General features: G+C 63.9%; 18 protein-coding genes. 16 read left to right on the top strand and 2 right to left on the bottom strand.

From position 1 onward, the window contains the following. Window positions 1-75: 75 nt before the first annotated feature. The 3 genes from AC6CR5_RS19265 to AC6CR5_RS19275 are packed head-to-tail and all read left to right on the top strand — an operon-like array spanning window position 76 to window position 1,913. Window positions 76-930: a biotin--[acetyl-CoA-carboxylase] ligase gene (locus AC6CR5_RS19265; protein WP_395500558.1), complete on the top strand. Its 855-nt coding sequence runs from the start codon at window positions 76-78 to the stop codon at window positions 928-930. Further along, a complete protein-coding gene (locus AC6CR5_RS19270; RefSeq protein WP_006389734.1) occupies window positions 927-1,733 on the top strand; it encodes a type III pantothenate kinase in 807 nt (268 codons plus the stop codon). Before AC6CR5_RS19265 ends, AC6CR5_RS19270 begins: the two co-directional genes overlap by 4 nt. A gap of 15 nt (window positions 1,734-1,748) precedes the next feature. Next, the gene (locus AC6CR5_RS19275; RefSeq protein WP_006389733.1) at window positions 1,749-1,913 is read left to right on the top strand and encodes a hypothetical protein; all 165 of its coding nucleotides are present in this window, start codon (window positions 1,749-1,751) and stop codon (window positions 1,911-1,913) included. A gap of 11 nt (window positions 1,914-1,924) precedes the next feature. Here AC6CR5_RS19275 and AC6CR5_RS19280 read toward each other — a convergent pair whose 3' ends face one another. Both AC6CR5_RS19280 and waaC read right to left on the bottom strand, forming a co-directional pair. Then, window positions 1,925-3,193 (bottom strand): 3-deoxy-D-manno-octulosonic acid transferase, encoded by a 1,269-nt coding sequence (locus AC6CR5_RS19280; protein ID WP_150101111.1) that lies wholly within the window; start codon window positions 3,191-3,193, stop codon window positions 1,925-1,927. Beyond that, on the bottom strand, window positions 3,193-4,239 hold the full coding sequence (waaC, locus tag AC6CR5_RS19285) for a lipopolysaccharide heptosyltransferase I (protein ID WP_035184361.1): 1,047 nt from the start codon (window positions 4,237-4,239) through the stop codon (window positions 3,193-3,195). The genes AC6CR5_RS19280 and waaC overlap by 1 nt, the downstream gene beginning before the upstream one ends. Before the next feature lie 123 nt (window positions 4,240-4,362). Between waaC and AC6CR5_RS19290 the strand changes: the two genes are divergently transcribed. The 13 genes from AC6CR5_RS19290 (at window position 4,363) to asnB (ending at window position 19,920) form a co-directional block, all read left to right on the top strand. After that, window positions 4,363-5,415 (top strand): Gfo/Idh/MocA family protein, encoded by a 1,053-nt coding sequence (locus tag AC6CR5_RS19290; RefSeq protein WP_054497993.1) that lies wholly within the window; start codon window positions 4,363-4,365, stop codon window positions 5,413-5,415. A 5-nt stretch (window positions 5,416-5,420) separates the two neighbouring features. Further along, a complete protein-coding gene (locus tag AC6CR5_RS19295) occupies window positions 5,421-5,990 on the top strand; it encodes an acyltransferase (RefSeq protein ID WP_006389729.1) in 570 nt (189 codons plus the stop codon). Between the two features lie 6 nt (window positions 5,991-5,996). After that, complete coding sequence (locus AC6CR5_RS19300) at window positions 5,997-7,097, top strand: DegT/DnrJ/EryC1/StrS family aminotransferase (RefSeq protein WP_006389728.1); 1,101 nt, start codon at window positions 5,997-5,999, stop codon at window positions 7,095-7,097. Between the two features lie 82 nt (window positions 7,098-7,179). Continuing rightward, on the top strand, window positions 7,180-8,439 hold the full coding sequence (locus AC6CR5_RS19305) for a glycosyltransferase family 4 protein (protein ID WP_150101110.1): 1,260 nt from the start codon (window positions 7,180-7,182) through the stop codon (window positions 8,437-8,439). A 16-nt stretch (window positions 8,440-8,455) separates the two neighbouring features. Continuing rightward, complete coding sequence (locus tag AC6CR5_RS19310; RefSeq protein ID WP_150101109.1) at window positions 8,456-9,634, top strand: DegT/DnrJ/EryC1/StrS family aminotransferase; 1,179 nt, start codon at window positions 8,456-8,458, stop codon at window positions 9,632-9,634. Further along, the gene (locus AC6CR5_RS19315) at window positions 9,631-10,224 is read left to right on the top strand and encodes a sugar transferase (RefSeq protein ID WP_006389725.1); all 594 of its coding nucleotides are present in this window, start codon (window positions 9,631-9,633) and stop codon (window positions 10,222-10,224) included. The genes AC6CR5_RS19310 and AC6CR5_RS19315 overlap by 4 nt, the downstream gene beginning before the upstream one ends. A gap of 147 nt (window positions 10,225-10,371) precedes the next feature. Continuing rightward, on the top strand, window positions 10,372-11,547 hold the full coding sequence (locus tag AC6CR5_RS19320; protein ID WP_498084821.1) for a glycosyltransferase family 4 protein: 1,176 nt from the start codon (window positions 10,372-10,374) through the stop codon (window positions 11,545-11,547). After that, window positions 11,544-12,245, top strand: a complete 702-nt coding sequence (locus AC6CR5_RS19325) for a lipid II flippase family protein (protein ID WP_498084822.1) — start codon at window positions 11,544-11,546, stop codon at window positions 12,243-12,245. The genes AC6CR5_RS19320 and AC6CR5_RS19325 overlap by 4 nt, the downstream gene beginning before the upstream one ends. A gap of 31 nt (window positions 12,246-12,276) precedes the next feature. Then, window positions 12,277-13,623 carry a hypothetical protein gene (locus tag AC6CR5_RS19330; protein WP_498084823.1) on the top strand — a complete coding sequence of 449 codons (1,347 nt, stop codon included), beginning with the start codon at window positions 12,277-12,279 and terminating at the stop codon, window positions 13,621-13,623. 116 nt (window positions 13,624-13,739) lie between these two features. Then, window positions 13,740-15,644, top strand: a complete 1,905-nt coding sequence (locus AC6CR5_RS19335) for a polysaccharide biosynthesis protein (RefSeq protein WP_498084824.1) — start codon at window positions 13,740-13,742, stop codon at window positions 15,642-15,644. A gap of 77 nt (window positions 15,645-15,721) precedes the next feature. Continuing rightward, window positions 15,722-16,771 carry a glycosyltransferase gene (locus tag AC6CR5_RS19340; RefSeq protein WP_498084825.1) on the top strand — a complete coding sequence of 350 codons (1,050 nt, stop codon included), beginning with the start codon at window positions 15,722-15,724 and terminating at the stop codon, window positions 16,769-16,771. 162 nt (window positions 16,772-16,933) lie between these two features. Further along, window positions 16,934-18,019, top strand: a complete 1,086-nt coding sequence (gene wecB / locus AC6CR5_RS19345) for a non-hydrolyzing UDP-N-acetylglucosamine 2-epimerase (RefSeq protein ID WP_498084826.1) — start codon at window positions 16,934-16,936, stop codon at window positions 18,017-18,019. Window positions 18,020-18,024: 5 nt separating this feature from the next. Beyond that, window positions 18,025-19,920, top strand: coding sequence for an asparagine synthase (glutamine-hydrolyzing) (asnB, locus tag AC6CR5_RS19350; RefSeq protein WP_498084827.1), 1,896 nt, complete (start codon window positions 18,025-18,027; stop codon window positions 19,918-19,920). Window positions 19,921-19,926 lie beyond the last annotated feature (6 nt).

Consider the following 19,926-nt stretch of genomic DNA (forward strand, 5'->3'; position numbering starts at 1 on the left):
AAATGTATCGACAATCATATACGCTGGGGACGACAGGCCGCGAGCGCGGCCCGCGCGTGCCCTACAATCGCCGCCATGCCCGTTCACGTCCGCCCCACCGACCTGCCCGCGCCAGACGATCTGGCCCGGATGCTGGGTTCGCGCCTGCCCGCCTTCCAAGACATCGCCTGGACCGCCAGCACCGGCTCGACCAATGCCGACCTGCTGGCGCGCGCCCGCACGGGTTCCGGCGCCGGCAAACCCTGGCTGCTGGGCACCCATCTGCAGGAAACCGGGCGCGGCCGCGCCGGCCGTCCCTGGCAGAATCGCGTGGGCGCCGCGCTGATGTTCTCGTGCGCATTCGATGTGCACCTGCCGGCCGCGCAATTGCCGGCCCTGTCGCCGCTGGCTGGCCTGGCCGCCTGCGAGGCGCTGCGCGCCGTGGCCGGGCCCGGCGCCGACGGCCTGTGCATGAAATGGCCCAACGACGTGCAGTGGCACGACGCCAAGCTGGCCGGCGTGCTGGTCGAGACCACCCGCAACCCCGGAAGCCGCGAAACCGGCTACACCGTCGTCATCGGCATGGGCGTGAACCTGGTCGACGCCGACGCCTTGTCGCAGGCGCTGGGCCGCCAGGTCGCCGACTGGACCTGTGTCACGGGCCACGCCCCCGGCCACGCCGCCACCGCCGCCGACCTGGTCTGCGCCGCGGCAACGGCATGGCATGAAGCCGTCCGCACCCTCGAACGCGACGGCTTCGACGCCTTCGCGCGGCGCTTCGACAAGGTCGACGCGCTCGCCGGCCGCGCGATCAACGTGCTCGACAAGGGCAACGTGATCCTCAGCGGCACCGCCTGTGGCGTCGACGGCCAGGGCCGCCTGCTGGTGCAAACGCCCCAGGGCGCCATGCCGATCTCGGTCGGTGAAATCTCGATTCGACGCCAAGCATGATCATCCTCATCGACTCAGGCAACAGCCGTCTCAAAGTGGGTTGGCTGGATCCCGGCAGCCCCGACATGCCGCGCGAACCGGCCGCGGTCGCCTTCGATGGCCTGGACCTGGACGCGCTGGACCGCTGGCTCGGCGCCCTGCCGCGACGGCCGTCACGGGCGCTGGGCGTGAACGTGGCGGGTGCGGAACGCGGCGCCGCCATCGCCGCCGTGCTGCAACGCCATGGCTGCCCGGTCACCTGGGCCACGTCGCAGGCAACCACGCTGGGATTGGTCAACCGCTACAAGACGCCGTCGCAACTGGGCGCGGACCGCTGGGCTTCGCTGTTGGGCGTGCTGTCGCATCTGCCCGGCGCCCATCCGCCCTTCCTGCTGGCCAGCTTCGGCACCGCCACCACCATCGACACCGTGGGGCCGGACAACGTTTTTGCCGGCGGCCTGATCCTGCCGGGCCCGGCCATGATGCGCAACGCGTTGGCGCACGGCACCGCCAACCTGCCGATCGCGGAAGGCCAGGTCGTGCCCTATCCCACCGATACCCACGAAGCCATCGCCTCCGGCATCGCCGCCGCCCAGGCCGGCGCGGTGGTGCGCCAGTGGCTCGCCGGCCGGCAACGCTATGGACAGGTGCCGCAGATCTTCGCCGCGGGCGGCGGTTGGCCGGAAGTCCACCAGGAAATCGAACGCCTGCTGGCAGATGCCGGCGGCGCATTCGGCGCCGCGCCGGTGCCGACCTACCTGAACCATCCCGTCCTCGACGGATTGGCGGCCATGGCGCGCGCCAACCCCGCCACGGGCGCCTGATCCAAAGGCCACGGCATGCGCGTGCTCTTCATCCTGATCCTGCTGGCCAATCTCGGCGTCTATGCGCTGGGCCAGGGGTGGCTGGGCGCTCGGCCCGAAGACGAAGGGCGCGACACGCGGCGTTTCAGCCAGGAATTGAACCCGGGCGCGGTTACGCTGGTGCCACGAAACCCCGCCTGACCCGCCCGGCGTCAACCCAGCCAGGGCGCCAATGCGTCCATGGTCCGCGCCGTGGCGCCCGAATGGCTGGCGAACCATGTCCGCGCCGCCTGACTGGCAGCCTGCCGCGCGGCGGGGTCCTCCAGCAGCGCCAGCGCCGCCGCCACGGCCTGGTCGGGGTCCGGCTGGCGCTGCGCGGCACCAGCCTCGATGGCATCGCTGGCGGCCTGCTCGAAATTGAAAGTGTGCGGTCCCACGATCACCGGCACGCCGGCGGCGCAGGCCTCGATCAGGTTCTGCCCGCCCAACGGCGCAAAACTGCCGGCGACCACGGCCACGTCGGCCGCGGCGTAATGGAATGCCATTTCGCCAAGGGTGTCCCCCAATACCACGACCGTGTCCGGTCCAGGCATCTGTCCGGACGACCGCCTGACATAAGCCACGCCGGCCTGCTCCAGCAGCGCCGCCGCGGCATCGAACCGCTGCGGGTGGCGCGGAATCAGCAGGAACAGCGGTCCACCGGGCGGGCCGGCGCGATGCTTGATCGCATCGATGAAGGGTGCATCCTCGCCTTCGCGGGTGCTGGCCAGGGCGATCACCGGCCGGCCCAAGCTGGCCCGCCAGGCCTGCCCCGCCCGCACTTGCGCCTCGGGCAGCGACAGATCGAACTTCAGGTTGCCGGATACGCGAGGGCGGGACACGCCGGCCCGGGCCAGCCGCCCGGCGTCCGCCGCGGTCTGCGCCAGCACCATGTCCAGGCCCGCCAATGCCTCGCGCATGACGCCGCCCATCCGGCCGGACTGGCGTAGCGAAGACGCCGAAAAGCGGGCGCTGACCAACGCCATCGGCACCGCCGCGCGCCGCGCCGCGGCCAAAAGGTTGGGCCAGATTTCGCGTTCCACGAGAATGCCGCAACGGGGCGCCGTGGCGGCCATGAAACGCCGCGTCGCGCCCGGAAAATCATAGGGCAGCCAGGCCTGCCGCAATTGGCCCCGGGCGATCGCATCCGCGAACAGACGCGCACCTTCGGCCCGGCCGGTTGCGGTGATATGAGTCAGCAGCACTGGCAGGCCGCGGTCCAGCAGCGCTTGCAGCAACGGCTGCGCGGCGCGCGTCTCGCCCAGGCTGACGGCATGCACCCAGACCGGCGCATCGGCGACGCGGGCCGACCGGACCTTGCCGAACCGCTCTGGCGAGAAGATTTCCCATTCGCCTCCCGCGCGTTTGGCGCGGCGCGCCATCCATAGCCAGACCAGGGGCGCGAGCGCCCGCAACCCAAGGGTATAGACGGCCCGGTTCATCAGTGAGCGGCCAGCGCCTGCTCGACCGATGCCATCACGGCCTCGCGCGATGGCGACGCGCCGCGGTCGCCCAGGCTGGCCGTGTAGTTCGAGCCGACCAACGGCGTGCGCACCGGCGTGGAAGCCCGGTAGATGCCGATAGTGGGGCGCCCAAGCGCGGCCGACAAGTGTGTCAGTCCGCTGTCCAGCCCGACCATCAGGCGTGAACCGGCCAGCAGCCGGGCCACCGACGTCAGGTCCATGCGTGGCATCACCTCGACGTCTTCCATGCCAGCCACCAGCAGACGCGCGCGCTCGGCCTCCTGCTCGTTGCCCGCCAGCAACTTGAGCGCACAGCCGGCGTCGCGCAGCCGGCGGAAGACGGCGCGCCAATCATCCTCGGGCCACAGTTTGTCGTCGCGGCTGGCCGACGGCATGATCACCGCGTAGCCGCGGTCGGTATCCAGATGGTGCAGGCGTGGCAATTCCGTCGCATCCAGACCTTCGCTGGAGATTTCGTGGACGGCGTCGGCGTTGTCGCGCCCCTGGCCGGACGCGCGGGAAAACGCCTGCAGCCCGAAATCGGGTTGACCACCATATTGGTATCCAAAGGTCAGCGACGCCAGTTTGCGCTGACGAATGACCGCGGGCTGCCAGAACTCCACCCGATGGCGGACGTTGTAGAACAGCGATGCCAGCGGTTCCCGCGCGGAACGCCAATCCAGGCCATGGCGCACGCCTTGCGCCTGGCGCACCAGCCAGGCGGATTTCAGCAAAGCTTGCATATCCAGCACGATGTCGTACCGCTTCGAGCGCAGGCGCTCTTTCAGCGCCTGGCGTTCGGCCCGCACCTGGCTCGACCACCAGGCCTTGCGCCACCGTCGGTGGGCCACCTTGATGACCTCGTTGACAGCGGGGTGCCACGCGGGGATTTCAGCGAAGGCTTCTTCGGCGATCCAGTCGATTTCAGCGTCCGGCACGTGGCGGGCGATGTCGGAAATGGCGGGCAGCATGTGCACCAGATCGCCTAATGACGACGTACGGACAATGAGAATGCGAGTTGGCATCGATTGGAAAAGGCGGGTTGTGCGCTCGTAACGCAGCCCGGTCTTCAAGTATTATTACGCTCTATTCCGGGAGGGGCTGTCGAATTATCCCGGCAATTTACAACAAAACAACCTATTCTCCCGATGACCGCTAATCCAGTTACCGACCGCAAGGTTCGTTTCGCCCTGGTAGGGTGTGGGCGTATTTCCAAGAACCACATCGGAGCCATTGCTCAGCACAGCGACCGTGCGGAGCTGGTGGATGTCTGTGACACCAATCCCGCCGCGCTGAAAGCCGCCGCGGAAGCCACCGGTGCGCGTCCCTTTTCGTCCCTGGCAGAAATGCTGGCCCATACTACGGCCGACGCGGTCATTCTGGCCACGCCATCGGGTCTACACCCCTGGCAGGCCATTGAAGTCGCGCAATCCGGCCGCCATGTGGTCAGCGAAAAACCCATGGCCACCCGCTGGGAAGATGCCAAGCGCATGGTGAAGGCGTGCGACGACGCAAACGTGCGCCTGTTCGTCGTCAAGCAGAACCGCCGCAACGCAACGCTGCAGCTGCTCAAGAAGGCCATCGACAGCGGCCGCTTCGGCCGTATCTATATGGTGACGGTCAACGTTTTCTGGACCCGTCCCCAAGACTATTACGATGCCGCCCGCTGGCGCGGCAAGTGGGAGTGGGATGGCGGCGCCTTCATGAACCAGGCGAGCCATTACGTCGACCTGCTCGATTGGCTGGTGGGTCCCGTGGAAAGCGTGTACGCCTACACCGCCACGCTGGCTCGCCGCATCGAAGCCGAAGACACCGGCGTGGCCGCGATCCGCTGGCGCCATGGCGCCATGGGCTCGATCAACGTCACCATGCTGACCTACCCGCAGAACCTGGAAGGCTCCATCACCATCCTGGGCGAAAAGGGCACCGTGCGCGTGGGCGGGGTCGCCGTCAACCGCATCGACGAATGGAAATTCGCCGACGAGCATCCCGACGACGCCAAGATCCGTGAAGCCAACTACGAGACCACGTCGGTCTACGGCTTTGGCCATCCGCTCTATTACGACAACGTCATCCGCGTGCTGCGTGGTGAATGCGAACCCGAGACCGACGGACGCGAAGGCCTGCAGTCGCTGGCCCTGCTGACCGCCATCTACCGCTCCGCGCGCGACGGCCTGCGCGTACCGCTGCCGCTGGACTGAGCATTATGAGCATCCATTCCACCGCTATCGTCGACGACGGCGCGCAGATTGGCGCCGGCACCCGCGTCTGGCACTGGGTCCACGTTTCGGGCGGCGCCGTCATCGGCGAGGCCTGTTCGCTGGGCCAGAACGTCTACGTCGGCAATCGCGTCAAGATCGGCAATCGCGTCAAGATCCAGAACAACGTCTCCGTCTACGACAACGTGACGCTCGAGGATGACGTGTTCTGCGGCCCCAGCATGGTGTTCACCAATGTGTACAACCCGCGCGCGGCCATCGAACGCAAGAATGAATACCGCGATACGGTCGTGCGCCAGGGCGCCACGCTGGGCGCCAACTGCACCATCGTGTGCGGCTCGACCGTGGGCCGCTACGCCTTTGTCGGCGCCGGCGCCGTGGTCAACCGCGACGTGCCCGATTTCGCCCTGGTGGTAGGCGTGCCCGCCCGCCAGATCGGCTGGATGAGCCGCCATGGCGAACAGCTGGACCTGCCGCTGACCGGCAGCGGGCAGACCACCTGCCCGGCAACCGGTGACCAATACGTACTCAAAGACGGCGTCTGCCAACTGGTGTGAGACAACATGCAATTCATTGACCTGAAGAAGCAGTACCAAGTCCTGCGCGACCCGATCAATGCACGTATCCAGGCCGTGCTGGATCATGGCCAGTACATCATGGGTCCCGAGGTCAAGGAGCTGGAAGCCGCGCTGTGCGCCTATACGGGCGCCAAGCACTGCATTACGGTCGCCTCCGGCACCGAAGCGCTGCTGATCGCGCTGATGGCCCTGGGGGTGAAGGCCGGCGACGAAGTCATCACCACCTCGTTCACGTTCGTGGCGACGGCGGAAGTCATCGTGCTGCTGGGCGCCGTGCCGGTGTTCGTGGATGTCGAGCCTGATACCTGCAACATCAAGGTTTCGGAAATCGAGGCCAAGATCACGCCTCGCACCAAGGCCATCATCCCGGTGTCGCTGTACGGCCAGTGCGGCGACATGGACGAGGTCAATGCCATCGCCGACAAGCACGGCATCACCGTCATCGAAGACGCCGCGCAGAGCTTCGGCGCCACCTACAAAGGCAAGAAGAGCTGCAACCTGTCCAAGATCGGCTGCACCAGTTTCTTCCCGAGCAAGCCCCTGGGCTGCTACGGCGACGGGGGTGCGCTGTTCACCAACGACGACGAGCTGGCCCAGGCCATGCGTGAAATCCGCGTGCATGGCCAATCGGCCCGCTATTACCACACCCGCATCGGGGTGGGTGGCCGCATGGACACGCTGCAATGCGCCGTGGTGCTGGGCAAGCTGGAGCGCTTCGAATGGGAAGTGGAACAGCGCATCAAGATCGGCGCGCGCTACCAGCAGTTGCTGGCCGACCTGCCGGGCGGTGCCCGCACGGTCACGGTGCGTCCGGATCGCGACAGTGTCTGGGCCCAGTTCACGGTCATGGTGCCCAATCGCGAAGCCGTGATCGCGCACCTGAAGGAAGCCGGCATCCCGACGGCAATCCACTACCCGCGGCCCATCCACGCTCAACCGGCCTATGCCGCATTCGCCGCGGCCGAAGGCGCCACGCCGGTGTCCGACACCCTCGCCGCCACCGTCATGAGCCTGCCGATGCACCCGGACCTGGATGAAGCGACCCAGGATCAGATCGTCGCCGCGCTGCGCGCAGCACTGGGCTGATGTCCTGCTGGCACGGTGCCCACCGCGGCGCCGTGCCAGACACACCGCCACACCCCTGGCGGCGACACGCTACGATGTCGGCATGAATATCCTGCTTATCAACCATTACGCCGGTTCGCCCCGGCACGGAATGGAATTCCGGCCGTATTATCTGGCCCGCGAATGGGTGCGACAAGGCCATCGCGTCACCATCGTCGCCAGCAGCGTCTCGCACCTGCGCCAGCAGAATCCCGCCGTTTCATCCCCCGTCACACGTGAACAGATCGACGGCGTCGATTATCTCTGGTTGCGCACCCGCCCCTACGCCGGCAATGGCGCCAAGCGCCTGCTCAATATGCTGCAGTTCACGGCAAAGGTCCGCGGCATGGCTCGCGAACTGGCCGCGGACCTTCCCGATGTCGTCATCGCCTCGTCGACCTATCCTTATGACATCTGGCCCGCCGCGAAAATCGCCCGCATCGCCGGGGCCAAACTCGTCTACGAAGTCCATGACCTCTGGCCATTGACGCCGCGGCTGCTGGGCGGTTTTTCCGAACGGCATCCCATGATCTTCTCCATGCAGCTGGCGGAAGACTACGCCTGCCGGCATGCCGACAAGGTCATCTCCCTGTTGCCTGGCACCGCGCCGCATCTGCAAGGCCGCGGCATGGCCCCGGACAAGTTCGGCTACATCCCCAACGGATTCGATCCCGCCGAAACCGCTCGTGCGCTGCCTCCCCCCGTCGAAGCGCGCATCACCGAATTCACGCGCCAGTTCAAGGCCACCTGCGTCTATGCCGGCGGCCACGCGGTATCGAATGCGCTGGGTCCGATGATCGAGGCCGCGGCAAGACCGGAATCCGCGGACGTGGGATACCTGCTGGTCGGCAAAGGCGTAGAGAAGGCACGCTTGATGCAGCGGGCTCAATCATTGGGCCTGAAGAACATCCTGTTCCTGGATCCGGTGGAAAAACCCACGATCCCGACCCTGCTGTCCCTCGCTGACATTGCCTACATCGGTTGGCACGACAGCCCGCTCTACCAGTTCGGGACCAGCCCCAACAAATTGTTCGACTACATGCTGGCGGGACTGCCCGTCGTTCACGCCACGAGTTCCCCTTACGACCTGGTGAGCGACGCGGATTGCGGTATCAGCGTCCCCGCGGATGACGTGCCGGCCATCGCCGGCGCAATCAGCGACCTGGCCAACTTACCAAAAACTGAACGTCAAGCATTGGGGGCACGTGGAAAGGCCTTTGTGCAGCAACGCCACAGCTACCCCTTCCTGGCTCGCCAATTCCTCGAGTCGCTTGGCGATGCCGTGCATGGCTCCACTACAATCCCGGTTTCGCAACGTCCTTAGCCGCCAGGCCACGAACATGTCTTTCATTCCCTTCGCACTACCTGACATTGGCGACGCCGAAATCACGGCCGTCACTGAAGCCATGAAGTCGGGGTGGCTCACTACGGGGCCCAACGCCCGAGCGTTCGAGCAGGAATTCGCGGCCTTCATCGGCAGTGGCGTGGAAGCCGTGGCGGTGAACTCGGCAACCGCCGGCCTGCACCTGGCCCTGGAAGCCATCGGCGTGGGCGAGGGCGACGAAGTCATCACCACCACTCACACCTTCACCGCCAGCGCCGAAGTTGCCCGCTACCTTGGGGCCGAACCCGTGCTGGTGGACATCGATCCTGATACCTTTTGTGTCAGCCCCGAGGCCGTGGAGCGTGCCATCACCCCGCGCACCAAGGCAATCATCCCGGTGCACTACGGTGGCCTGTCCTGTGACATGACCGCCATCCTCGACATCGCCCGCCGCCACGGACTGCGCGTCATCGAAGACGCGGCGCACGCCCTGCCCTGCACCTGGAAAGGCGAACTGATCGGCGGCCTGGCCAGCGACATCACGGTCTATAGCTTCTACGCCACCAAGACCCTCGCCACCGGCGAGGGCGGCATGGTGGTCACGCGCGATCCGGCACTGGCCAAGCGTTGCCGCGTCATGCGGCTGCATGGCATCGACCGCGATGCCTTTGATCGCTTCACGTCGAAAAAGCCGGCGTGGTACTACGAAATCGTGGCTCCCGGATTCAAGTACAACCTGCCGGACACCGCCGCGGCGATGGGCCGCATACAGCTGGCGCGGGTGCGAGAAATGCGCGACCGCCGCGCCGCCATCGCCACATGCTACGACAACGCATTCGCCGATCTGCCGCTCACCTTGCCGCCAAGTCCCGAACGGCTGGCCGCTCGCGGCTACGACGTCAGCGACACACACGCATGGCACCTGTATGTATTGCGCCTGTCCGCGGACGCGCCGATCGGCCGGGATGATTTCATCGTGCGCATGACGGAAGCCGGGGTCGGTTGCAGCGTGCACTACGTACCGTTGCATCTGCAGCCCTATTGGCGTGACCGCTACGGCCTTCAGCCCGGTATGTTCCCGCATTCGCAACGGGCCTACGAATGCATGGTGAGCCTGCCGATCTATTCACGCATGACCGATGATGAAGTCGCGCGTGTCATCAGTGCCGTCGAGACGCTGCTTCGCCGCCGATGAAACGGTTGTTCGACTTTGTCGTTTCCTTGCTGGGCCTGATCGTCCTGTCACCACTGTTCCTGGTCATCGCGGTGGCCATCAAGCGCGACTCGCCCGGCCCGGTGTTTTTCCGCCAGGTGCGTGTAGGCAAGGACGGCCGGACCTTCCGGATCCACAAGTTCCGCAGCATGACGGTCAGCACCGCTGGCAATTCGAAAGAGATCACCGTTGGCGGTGACGCCCGCATCACGCGCACGGGAGCCTGGATCCGCCACTGGAAGCTGGATGAACTGCCTCAGCTCATCGACGTACTGGCCGGCAGCATGAGCGTGGTGGGTCCACGTCCTGAAGTGCCCCGGTATGTCGCGCTCTATCCCGACGCGCAACGACGCGTCGTGCTGTCAGTGAAACCAGGCATTACCGACTTGGCATCCATCCAGTTCCGGCATGAGAACGAGCTGCTGGCGCGCGCCAGCGATCCGGAACAGGCCTACCGCGAACAGATCCTGCCCGAAAAACTGCGGCTCCAGAGTGAATATGTGCGCACGCGCTCCTTCATCGGCGACATGAAAATCCTTGTCGCGACTTTCGCCGCCATTTTCAGGCGGTAAATATGTGTCCGAATACGTGTGCCAATCACGAAATCGGACTCATTGATACATATTGATTCAGTCCGAGAAACGTGACCGAAATATCGGCTGTGTTAGGCTGTTGCTAGACTGCCGTCTGACTCAATATATAAAAAATCCGGCATCAGATTGACTACCCATTCCGAACCCTCGTCAGCGGCAGATTCCGCATTCCAGACCGGCACCGCATCATCACTGAGAGTCGCGCTTCTGGGCGCGACGCGAAGCATACATACCGTACGATGGGCCAATGGCCTGAGCGAACGCGGCTACGACGTGCATCTGCTGTCGCTTGACGATCCTTCCTCGGACATCGCGGCAGCAGTCCATCAATACAAATTGCCCTGTGGCGCCCCCTGGGGATACTTCCTGGCTGTTTTCAAGCTGCGTCAACTGCTCTCCCGGATCAAGCCCGACCTGCTCAACACCCACTACGCGACCGGCTACGGCCTGCTGGCGCGACTGTCGGGCTTCCTGCCGAACCTGCTGTCGGCCTGGGGCAGCGATATCTACGACTTCCCGAACAAGAGCCGCTGGCACCATGCCGCACTGGGCAAGACCCTGGACCGCGCAACGGCGCTCGGTGCGACCAGCCACGCCATGGCGATTAAAATGCGTGAGTTGTCCAGCACCCCCATTTTTGTCACGCCCTTCGGCATCGACGAGCACCAATTCACACCCAGGCTTGTAAGGAATCCGTCAGACCACATTGTCATCGGCACGGTGAAAACACTGGAGGCGATTTATGGGATCGACACCTTGATCCAGGCGTTCGCAAAGCTCAAGGGCCGGCTTGCCATGACGCACCCCGCTCTGGCTGATCGGCTGATGCTGCGGATCTATGGCGGCGGCAGCCAGTTCCACATGCTTGCATCGATGGCCGAAAGCCTCGGGCTCACGGATTGCGTCGAACTCAAGGGGCAGATTCCGCATGCCGACGTACCATCCGCGCTGGGCCAGCTGGACATCTATGTGGCGTTGAGCCGCCGCGACAGTTTTGGGGTGGCAATCCTGGAAGCCTGCTCGAGCGGGCTACCCGTCGTCGTGTCCGATGCGGATGGCCCCGCCGAGGTCGTGCTCGATGGCGTGACGGGCTTCGTCGTGCCGATCGAAGATGCCGATGCCGCCGCCCGCAAGCTCGAAACCCTGGTCCTGGATGCGCCGCTGCGCGCCCGGGTGGGCGCGGCCGGCCGCGAACGCGTGCGCGACCGCTACAGCTGGGATCACAGCCTCGACCTGATGCAGTTGGCCTACCGGGAAACCTTGCGCATCCACCACGGCCCCACGGCGCACGGCGCGTCATGACGCTGCTGATCGCCCTCGTCATCCTGAGTTTCTCGACCATTCACCTGCTCGAGTACCTCAGCTATTACGCCCGCATCGCCGGCCGGCTCGCGGGCAAGCCGGTCACGGGGTACGCCGTTCAGAACGCCACGACCACGATCACGCGCTTCTTCTATCTGGCGCTGATGCCCCTGCTGGGATTCCTGATCGACAAGCAGATCCCGGTTGTCACCTACCAGATGATGGGACTGGGCGCGCTGGCCGGCGCCACGGTACTCTCGCTGCTCGCATTCTTCATCCGTTTCCACTGGATCACCCTGCTGGCGAATTTCATCCAGCGGCGCAGCGGCAAACCGAAGCTGCGCACCGCCGACGTGCGCAAGCAGCTGGAAACGCCCTCCAGGTTCCCTCGCACGCGCATCATCGTACTGGCGGCGGCAGTGTTCCTCTGCTATGCGGTTGGCGTGCTCGTGTCGTACTACTTTGCCCTGGTGTTCCACGACTACCGCAGCACCATTTCGCAACTCTCCGGCATCGTGAACGGATTCGCCACCGTGCTGCTCACGTTCGTGCTCGAGCCCCGCATCGCCACGATCGTGGACGACCATCCCACCCACGACGTCTACCATGCGGTACAGGCCATGCTGACGGGCCGCCTGCTGGCAGTCGGCATCCTGGCGCCAACGCTGTTCTGGAGCCTGGGCAATGCGCTCGGCTGACACCAGGACAACTCTTTTGGCGGACCGGCTCATGCTGGCCGCCTTCGCGTTGTGCCTGGCCGGCTCGTCGATCTATGTGCCCTATCCACTGCGCCCCTTCCATTGGGGGTTGGCGTTTTTCGTCGTGGCCCTGGCCATCGCTCCATCCTGGCGCATTGCGGCGTGGAATACCCGCCTGAAGCTGCCGGTGCTCATTCTCGTGCTTCTCCTGGCACTTCAATCCCTTTGGGTCATGGCGGACGACCGCTACACCCGGTACACCATCTACCTCCTGATTGGCGCGGCTTCCGCCATACTGGGCGAAACGATCGCACGCCGTCCCAAACCGTTTCTGTTCCTGTTCCCCGGGTTGTTGGCTTACTGGTTCATCACCGCCTACTTTCCCGCCTTCGACACCTGGACCGAAGCGCAGCGGTTCCGGCCGCGCTACCTGCTGACCGGCGGCGTATGGAACAACATCAACGACATGGCCACCGCGCTGGTATTCGCCAACCTCATCTGGTTGCTCTGTCGCCGCCGCCTTTCGTTACTGCTGTTCGGCGCGTGCTGGTTCTACGCACTGTTGCTCAATCGACGGGCGGACATGGCCGCCTGCCTGGTGCTGGGCATCATGTACCTGGTGTGGCTCGTGGACAGCGACCGGCTGCGTGAACGCCTGAAATTCCTTGCCACCTGTGCGCTGGCGACGCTTGCCGCGCTCCCGCTGCAGAGCGAACCCCTGCATCTGGTCTCCCTGCCGACCATCCACGCGACGGCCCCGCCTGCCGTCCCGTCCCCCGGCGAAATCCCGCCAACCCATGTTGCTCCCCCCGTCATGGCGGCGCAGCCCGCCATGACGGGGACGCCACCGGCGCCTGCCTCCGGCATAGGACAAACCCAGCCCCCGGCCCCGACGATGGCGCCCCCGCCGGGCGCCGGCACTCATGTCGCTCCGGTGCCGCTGCCCGAGACCCACCATGAACCACCGCCGGCGCCCACTGCGAACGTCAGCATCAAGGCGCAGGATGGAGATGAATCCTCCGCCTTCCGCGCCAGGCTCACCATGGACATGGTGGCGGAATGGCGGGCAATGCCCTGGTGGCAATGGTTCACCGGCCTGGGCGCCGGACAATTGAACCTTATCTGGCCCGGCAACAAGGCGCCGTGGGCGTCGCCTCATTTCTTCTGGCTGGAAATGTTCTTTCATGTCGGGCTGGGCTGGTTCCTGTTGCTGGGCTGGCTGATGTGGCGGCTGGATTGGCGAGGCCGGATCAGCCTGCTGGTCGCCGGCATCGCCGGTCTCGCCCCCAGTTCCATGGTCTATTTCCAGCCGTTCTGGATATTCCTGGGTGTGCTTGCTGGAAATCTTCCGAGCAAGAAAAAGCACGCTGAACATTGACTGCCCGTTTCTTCGATCGCGACCGACAGGGTTTGGCCAGGATGATCCGCGATCGGCGCGAACAACTGTAAAATTTCGCGCACAGATAACAAGGCACATACGGTATCGACGCCCCCATGATTCTTCCCCTAGCCATCCGGCGTCTTTTTGTGGACTTACCCCGGCCCGCCAAGCAGGCACTCGCGGTTCTGCTTGACGCGACCATCCTGCTGATCTCGTTCTATCTGGCACTGTGGCTGCGTTTTGAGTTATTTTTCCTGAATAATTCTTATTTTGCCCTGTCATTGCTTGCTTGTGCCGGTGGTGTACTCGCTATGGCCGGATTCGGTGTCTATAACTACATCCTGCGCTACATGAACGAGCGGGTGATTCTCGGGATCACCGGGGGGATTGCCGTCTCCGTCATGGTCGTCACCGCCGCCAACACCTTTCTGCACTTGGTGGGATTGTCGCGGGCCGTTCTTGTGATCTACGGCTCGCTCGCCATTGCCGGGCTGGTCGCCACACGCTGGATAGCCCGTCGCGCGCTGTTCACCGATACCAAAGATGTCAGCGATCTTCGTATTCCCGTCATCATCTATGGCGCGGGCGGAGCCGGCTCCCAACTGGCCACCGCCCTGCGCGCCGGCCCCCACTATCACCCTGTGGCCATGCTGGACGACGACCGACGCAAGCACGGTCTGATGGTCGCGGGACTGCGGATACACTCTCCAGAGCATTTGCCCTCGCTGGTAGAACGGCACGGCGTAAGGCAACTCCTGATCGCAATGCCGACGGCTGGCCGTGCCCGTTTGCGCGAAATTGTCGATTCCGCCGAGCAATACCGCTTACGCATCCGCTTGGTCCCCAGCCTGCGCGAATTGGTAGATTCCAACGGTTTGCGCTTGCGCGACGTCCAGGTCGAAGACTTGCTCGGCCGTGATCCGGTGGCTCCCATAACGGATCTGCTAGGCCGCTGTGTCACCGCCCGCAGCGTCATGGTGACCGGCGCGGGGGGCTCCATCGGGTCGGAACTTTGCCGCCAGATCGTTGCTCTGAATCCGACACGGCTCGTCCTTTACGAGATCTCCGAGCCCGCCCTCTATGCAATCGAACAGGAACTGGTTCAGCTGATCGGACAGCGTCCCATCGAGCTGGTGGCTGTACTCGGCTCGGTACGCGACTATGCTCATAGCCTACATCGTATTGAACAGTATCAGGTGCGGACGATCTACCACGCGGCCGCATACAAGCATGTGCCGATGGTGGAACAAAACGTCTCAGAGGGCGTTGCCACCAACGCGCTGGGTACGCTGTCGCTGGCCGAGGCAGCCATCGCCGCGAAGGTCAGCGATTTCGTACTCATTTCCACGGACAAGGCCGTCCGGCCCACCAACGTAATGGGCGCATCCAAGCGGCTGGCGGAGCTGATCCTGCAATCATTGTCCCAACGCCAAAGCGTGACCCGGTTTTCCATGGTGCGGTTCGGTAATGTACTGGGTAGCTCCGGCAGCGTCGTGCCCCTATTCCATCGACAGATCCTGGCGGGCGGCCCGGTTACGCTGACACATGAGGACATAACCCGCTATTTCATGACGATTCCTGAAGCCGCGCAGCTCGTGCTACAGGCGGGAGCCATGGGAGAATCGGGGTCCGTCTTTGTCCTGGACATGGGCGAACCGGTGCGCATCCGCGATCTGGCGGAACGCATGGTAAGACTGTGCGGTCTGACTGTGCGTGACGCATCGGACCCGGACGGCGATATCGAACTGCGTGTAGTCGGGCTGCGTCCTGGCGAAAAACTCTACGAAGAGCTTTTGATCGGTGGTGACGTCAGATCCACTCTGCATCCTCGCATCATGCAGGCGCGAGAAAATGATCTTCCCTATGAACAATTGAAAGCCGGACTGGACCGCATGGAGCAATCGTTGGCCTCCTGGAACCGTGACGAAATCGTGGCAACCCTGAAGACATTGGTCGCCGAATTCACCCCTCAAGCGGAGGACTTTCCCTCCCGCTGCATTGCCAACGCCTCGCAATAATGGTTCGGGTAGCGCATCTCACCACGGCGCATCCGCGCTTCGACGTCAGGATCTTCCACAAGGAATGCTGTAGCCTCGTGAACCAGGGCTACGACGTGGATCTATATGTTGCCGACGGGCAGGGCGATGCGCAGTGCGACGGCGTGTCCATAATTGACGTTGGCCGTCCGAACGGCCGTGTCCACCGTATGCTGGGCAAGACCTGGGTTGTCTGGAACGCCGTGCGCAAAACGGATGCACGCATCATCCACATCCATGACCCCGAATTGCTTCCAATTGCACTCGCGTTCAAGTGCATGGGCCGCCAGGTCATTTACGACGCCCATGAAGATGTGCCACGCCAACTCCTGAGCAAACCTTGGATCAATCCTTGGGTTCGGTATGCTATCGCGTGGCCATTCGAACGTCTGGAGAACTTCATCGCCCGCCGCTGCGCTGTCGTCGTCGGTGCCACCCCCTATATCGCCAGGCGCTACACCGCGCAGGGCATACATAGCATCGACGTCAACAATTATCCTATTCCAGGTGAACTCGGCGAAACCTCCGAGCAAACTGATCTACCCGTTTCCCCCGCCGGCACCCCGCGCACCGTTTGCTACATTGGTGGCATCACGCGTATGCGCGGCGCAATCGAGATGCTCAAAGCCTTGGAAAAAACTGGTGCCAAAATGATTCTGGCCGGCCCCATGGAAAGCGAGGCACTGCACGCCGAATTGGCCGCCATGCCGGCATGGAAACAGGTTGACTACCGCGGAGTCCTTGACCGGAGCGCCGTCCGCGACGTATTGCACGAATCCCAGCTGGGTCTCGTCCTGCTGCATCCCGCCCCCAATTATCTCGATGCCTTGCCGGTCAAGATGTTCGAATATATGGCCGCAGGCCTTCCCGTGCTGGCATCGGACTTCCCGCTATGGCGAGGAATACTCGATTCCGCGGGCGCAGGCATCTGCGTCGACCCCATGGATACCGACGGCATCGCGCAGGCCATCGAAATGATGCTGAACCTTCCCGACGACCAAAGGCAGCTAATGCGCAACGCCAGCCGTGCCGCCATACGCAGCACCTACAACTGGAAAAACGAAGAGGCCAAATTGGTCGCCGCATATGCGGCTATTGCCCGGCCCTAGTCCAAGTCGATTCCCGAGGGTGTCAAAGGGGTATTCAAGTATCATTACGCTCTGCTTAAAGCGGGGTTGCGACACACCAGCGCACGCGGCAAATGCGCCCGCGACCCACCAGACAAATCACCGCCGCACCGCGTACGGCTCCAGCCAGACCGATTGTCCAATATGACCACGAAGATTCTCACCGTTCTCGGCGCTCGCCCCCAATTCATCAAGGCCAGCGTCGTATCCGCCGCGATCGCGGCGGATACGCGTCTGCAGGAAATCGTGGTTCATACGGGGCAACACTTCGATAGCAATATGTCGGATGTATTCTTCGACGAGCTTGGCATGGACAAGCCAAAGCATCAGTTGGACATCCACGGTGGCGGCCACGGTGAGATGACGGGGCGTATGCTCGGAGCGGTCGAACAGGTACTACTGGCCGAGCGTCCCGACATCGTCATGGTCTATGGCGACACCAACTCCACGCTGGCGGGCGCCCTGGCGGCGGCCAAGCTGCATATTCCGGTTGCACACATCGAAGCGGGCTTGCGCTCGTTCAACATGCGCATGCCCGAGGAAATCAACCGCGTCCTGACCGATCGCGTATCTCGCTGGTTGTTCACGCCTACGCGCAGCGCAAGCGACAACCTCATCAAAGAAGGCATGGCCGAGAGCGCGATCACGCAGGTTGGCGACGTGATGTTCGACGTGGCCCTGCGGCATGGCGCCCGCGTCACCGAACAAGGGGGCGCCTTCGCACGCCTCGGCCTGATGCCGCGCGAGTATGTCCTCATCACTGTGCATCGCGCCGAAAATACGGACGACCCCCAACGCCTTCGCGCCATCATGCAGGGCTTGGAACAAGTCGCGGCGACGAAAACCGTGGTCTGGCCGATCCACCCCCGCACACGAGCCACGTTGGCTCGCCTGGGCTTGCTGGAAAACCTGCGCAACCGTTTCGTCATCACGGACCCCGTGGGCTACCTGGACATGGTGCAACTGGAGAAATACGCTGCGCTTATCGCCACGGATTCCGGCGGTGTGCAAAAAGAAGCCTTCTTCCACCGCGTACCTTGCGTCACTCTCCGCGACGAGACCGAATGGATCGAGCTTGTGGACGCCGGCTGGAATCTGCTGACGCCGCCTCAATCCGCCGACGCCATCGCTGCGGCCTGCCAGCACGCGCTGACCATTCGACCCGCCGAGATTCAACCCTACGGCTCCGGTGACGCCGCCCGCATTATTGCCACCCACCTCGCAGGCTAGACACCATGTGCGGCATTCTCGGCGGCTGGTGGCGAACGCCATTGCCCGATCTGCCTTCGCGGATCGAGCGGGGCATCCTCGCTCTCAAGCACCGTGGGCCGAATGACCATGGCGTGGAATCCGCGCATGCGCGGTGGGGGGAAACCGCATTGGGCCAGACGCGGCTTTCCATCATCGATCTCAGCGCCGGCGGACATCAGCCCATGCGCTCGTCCGATGGCCGCTATATATTGGTCTACAACGGCGAGATCTACAACTACAATGAACTGCGCCAGGAGTTGCGCCAGGCGGGTCACCACTTCCAATCGGACAGCGATACCGAAGTCCTGCTGACCGCCTGGATACACTGGGGCCCGTGCTGCCTGACCCGCTTCAAAGGCATGTTCGCATTCGCGATCCTGGACACGAAGGATGGGTCGCTCAGCCTGGTCCGTGATGCATTTGGCATCAAGCCGCTTTTCTACCGCTATACGGATGGCCAACTGGTCTTCGGATCGGAGCTTCCCGCCATTCTGGCGTTGACGCCCGAGGAACCGCGGCTTGATTGGCAGTCCGCCTATGACTATCTCGTGCACGGCCGCTACGACCATGGCGCGCGCACCTTCGTCGATGGTATCAGACATGTTCCAGCCGGCAGCATCCTGACCCTGTCTCCCCAGACGGGGGCGCTGTCGGCACCTGCCGTCTGGTGGACTCCGTCCATCCAGACCCGCGAGAAGATCAGCGTGGCCGACGCCGCCGTCCAGCTGCGCGAACGCTTCCTGCAGAACGTACGGCTGCACCTGCGCAGCGATGTTCCATTGGGAGCGGCGCTGTCGGGCGGTGTGGATTCCTCCGCCATCGTCTGCGCCATGCGGCACATCGAGCCGGACCTGCCCATCCACACCTTCAGTTTCATTGCCAGGGGATCGCAGAAATCTGAAGAGAAATGGGTAGATCTCGTCAACGCCCAGGTGGGCGCCCACGGCCACAAGGTCGTGGTCGAACCGAACGAACTGGCGGCGGATCTGGACGATATGATCCGTGCCCAGGGTGAGCCCTTCGGCAGCACCAGCATCTACGCACAATACCGGGTCTTCAAACTCGCCAAGGAAAACGGCATCACCGTGGCGCTGGAGGGCCAGGGTGCGGATGAACTCCTGGCAGGCTACCACGGCTATCCCGCACACCGTATCGTGAGTCTGTTGCAGGAAGGCCGGCTGACCGAAGCCTGGGCATTCCTTGGCCGTCAGCGGCAATGGCCCGGCCGGCCGTCCAGCCGGGCCATCCTGCAGGAAACCGTCGCGCTCATGCTGCCCGATGCGCTCTATCATCGCGCGCGCAATGCCAGCGGCCGCAAATCGGCGCCTGCCTGGCTGGATGTCGATCAGTGCATCGAAGCCGGTGTCGTCACCCAGTTTCCCCGGGACGGTTGGCCGTCGCCAGCGCGCGGACGCCGCCTCATGGGTGAGCTGGCACAGTCCCTGACGCGGCGCGGACTAGGCTGGCTGCTACGCCACGGCGATCGGAACTCGATGCGATTTTCGATCGAAAGCCGAGTGCCTTTCCTGACCACCGACATGGCTGATTTTCTGCTGGGGCTGCCAGAAAATCATCTTATTTCCGCCGGCGGAGAGACCAAGCACATTCTCCGCGCGGCCATGCGGGGTATTGTCCCGGACGCCATTCTGGATCGCAAGGACAAGATCGGCTTCGAAACCCCCGAGCTCGAATGGCTGCGGGCGCTCGCTCCCCAGATCCGCGGCTGGCTCTCTGAGAATACAGGCGCGACCTTTCTAGACAGGACGCAGTTGGTCGCTGAATTCGATGCGGTCATTGCTGGCCGCAAACCCTTCGGCTGGCAGACCTGGCGCTGGATCAACTTCCAGCGCTGGATGCACGTCATGAATGTTCGGGCGTGAGCGCCG

The organism is Achromobacter sp. EG18, assembly GCF_059759395.1.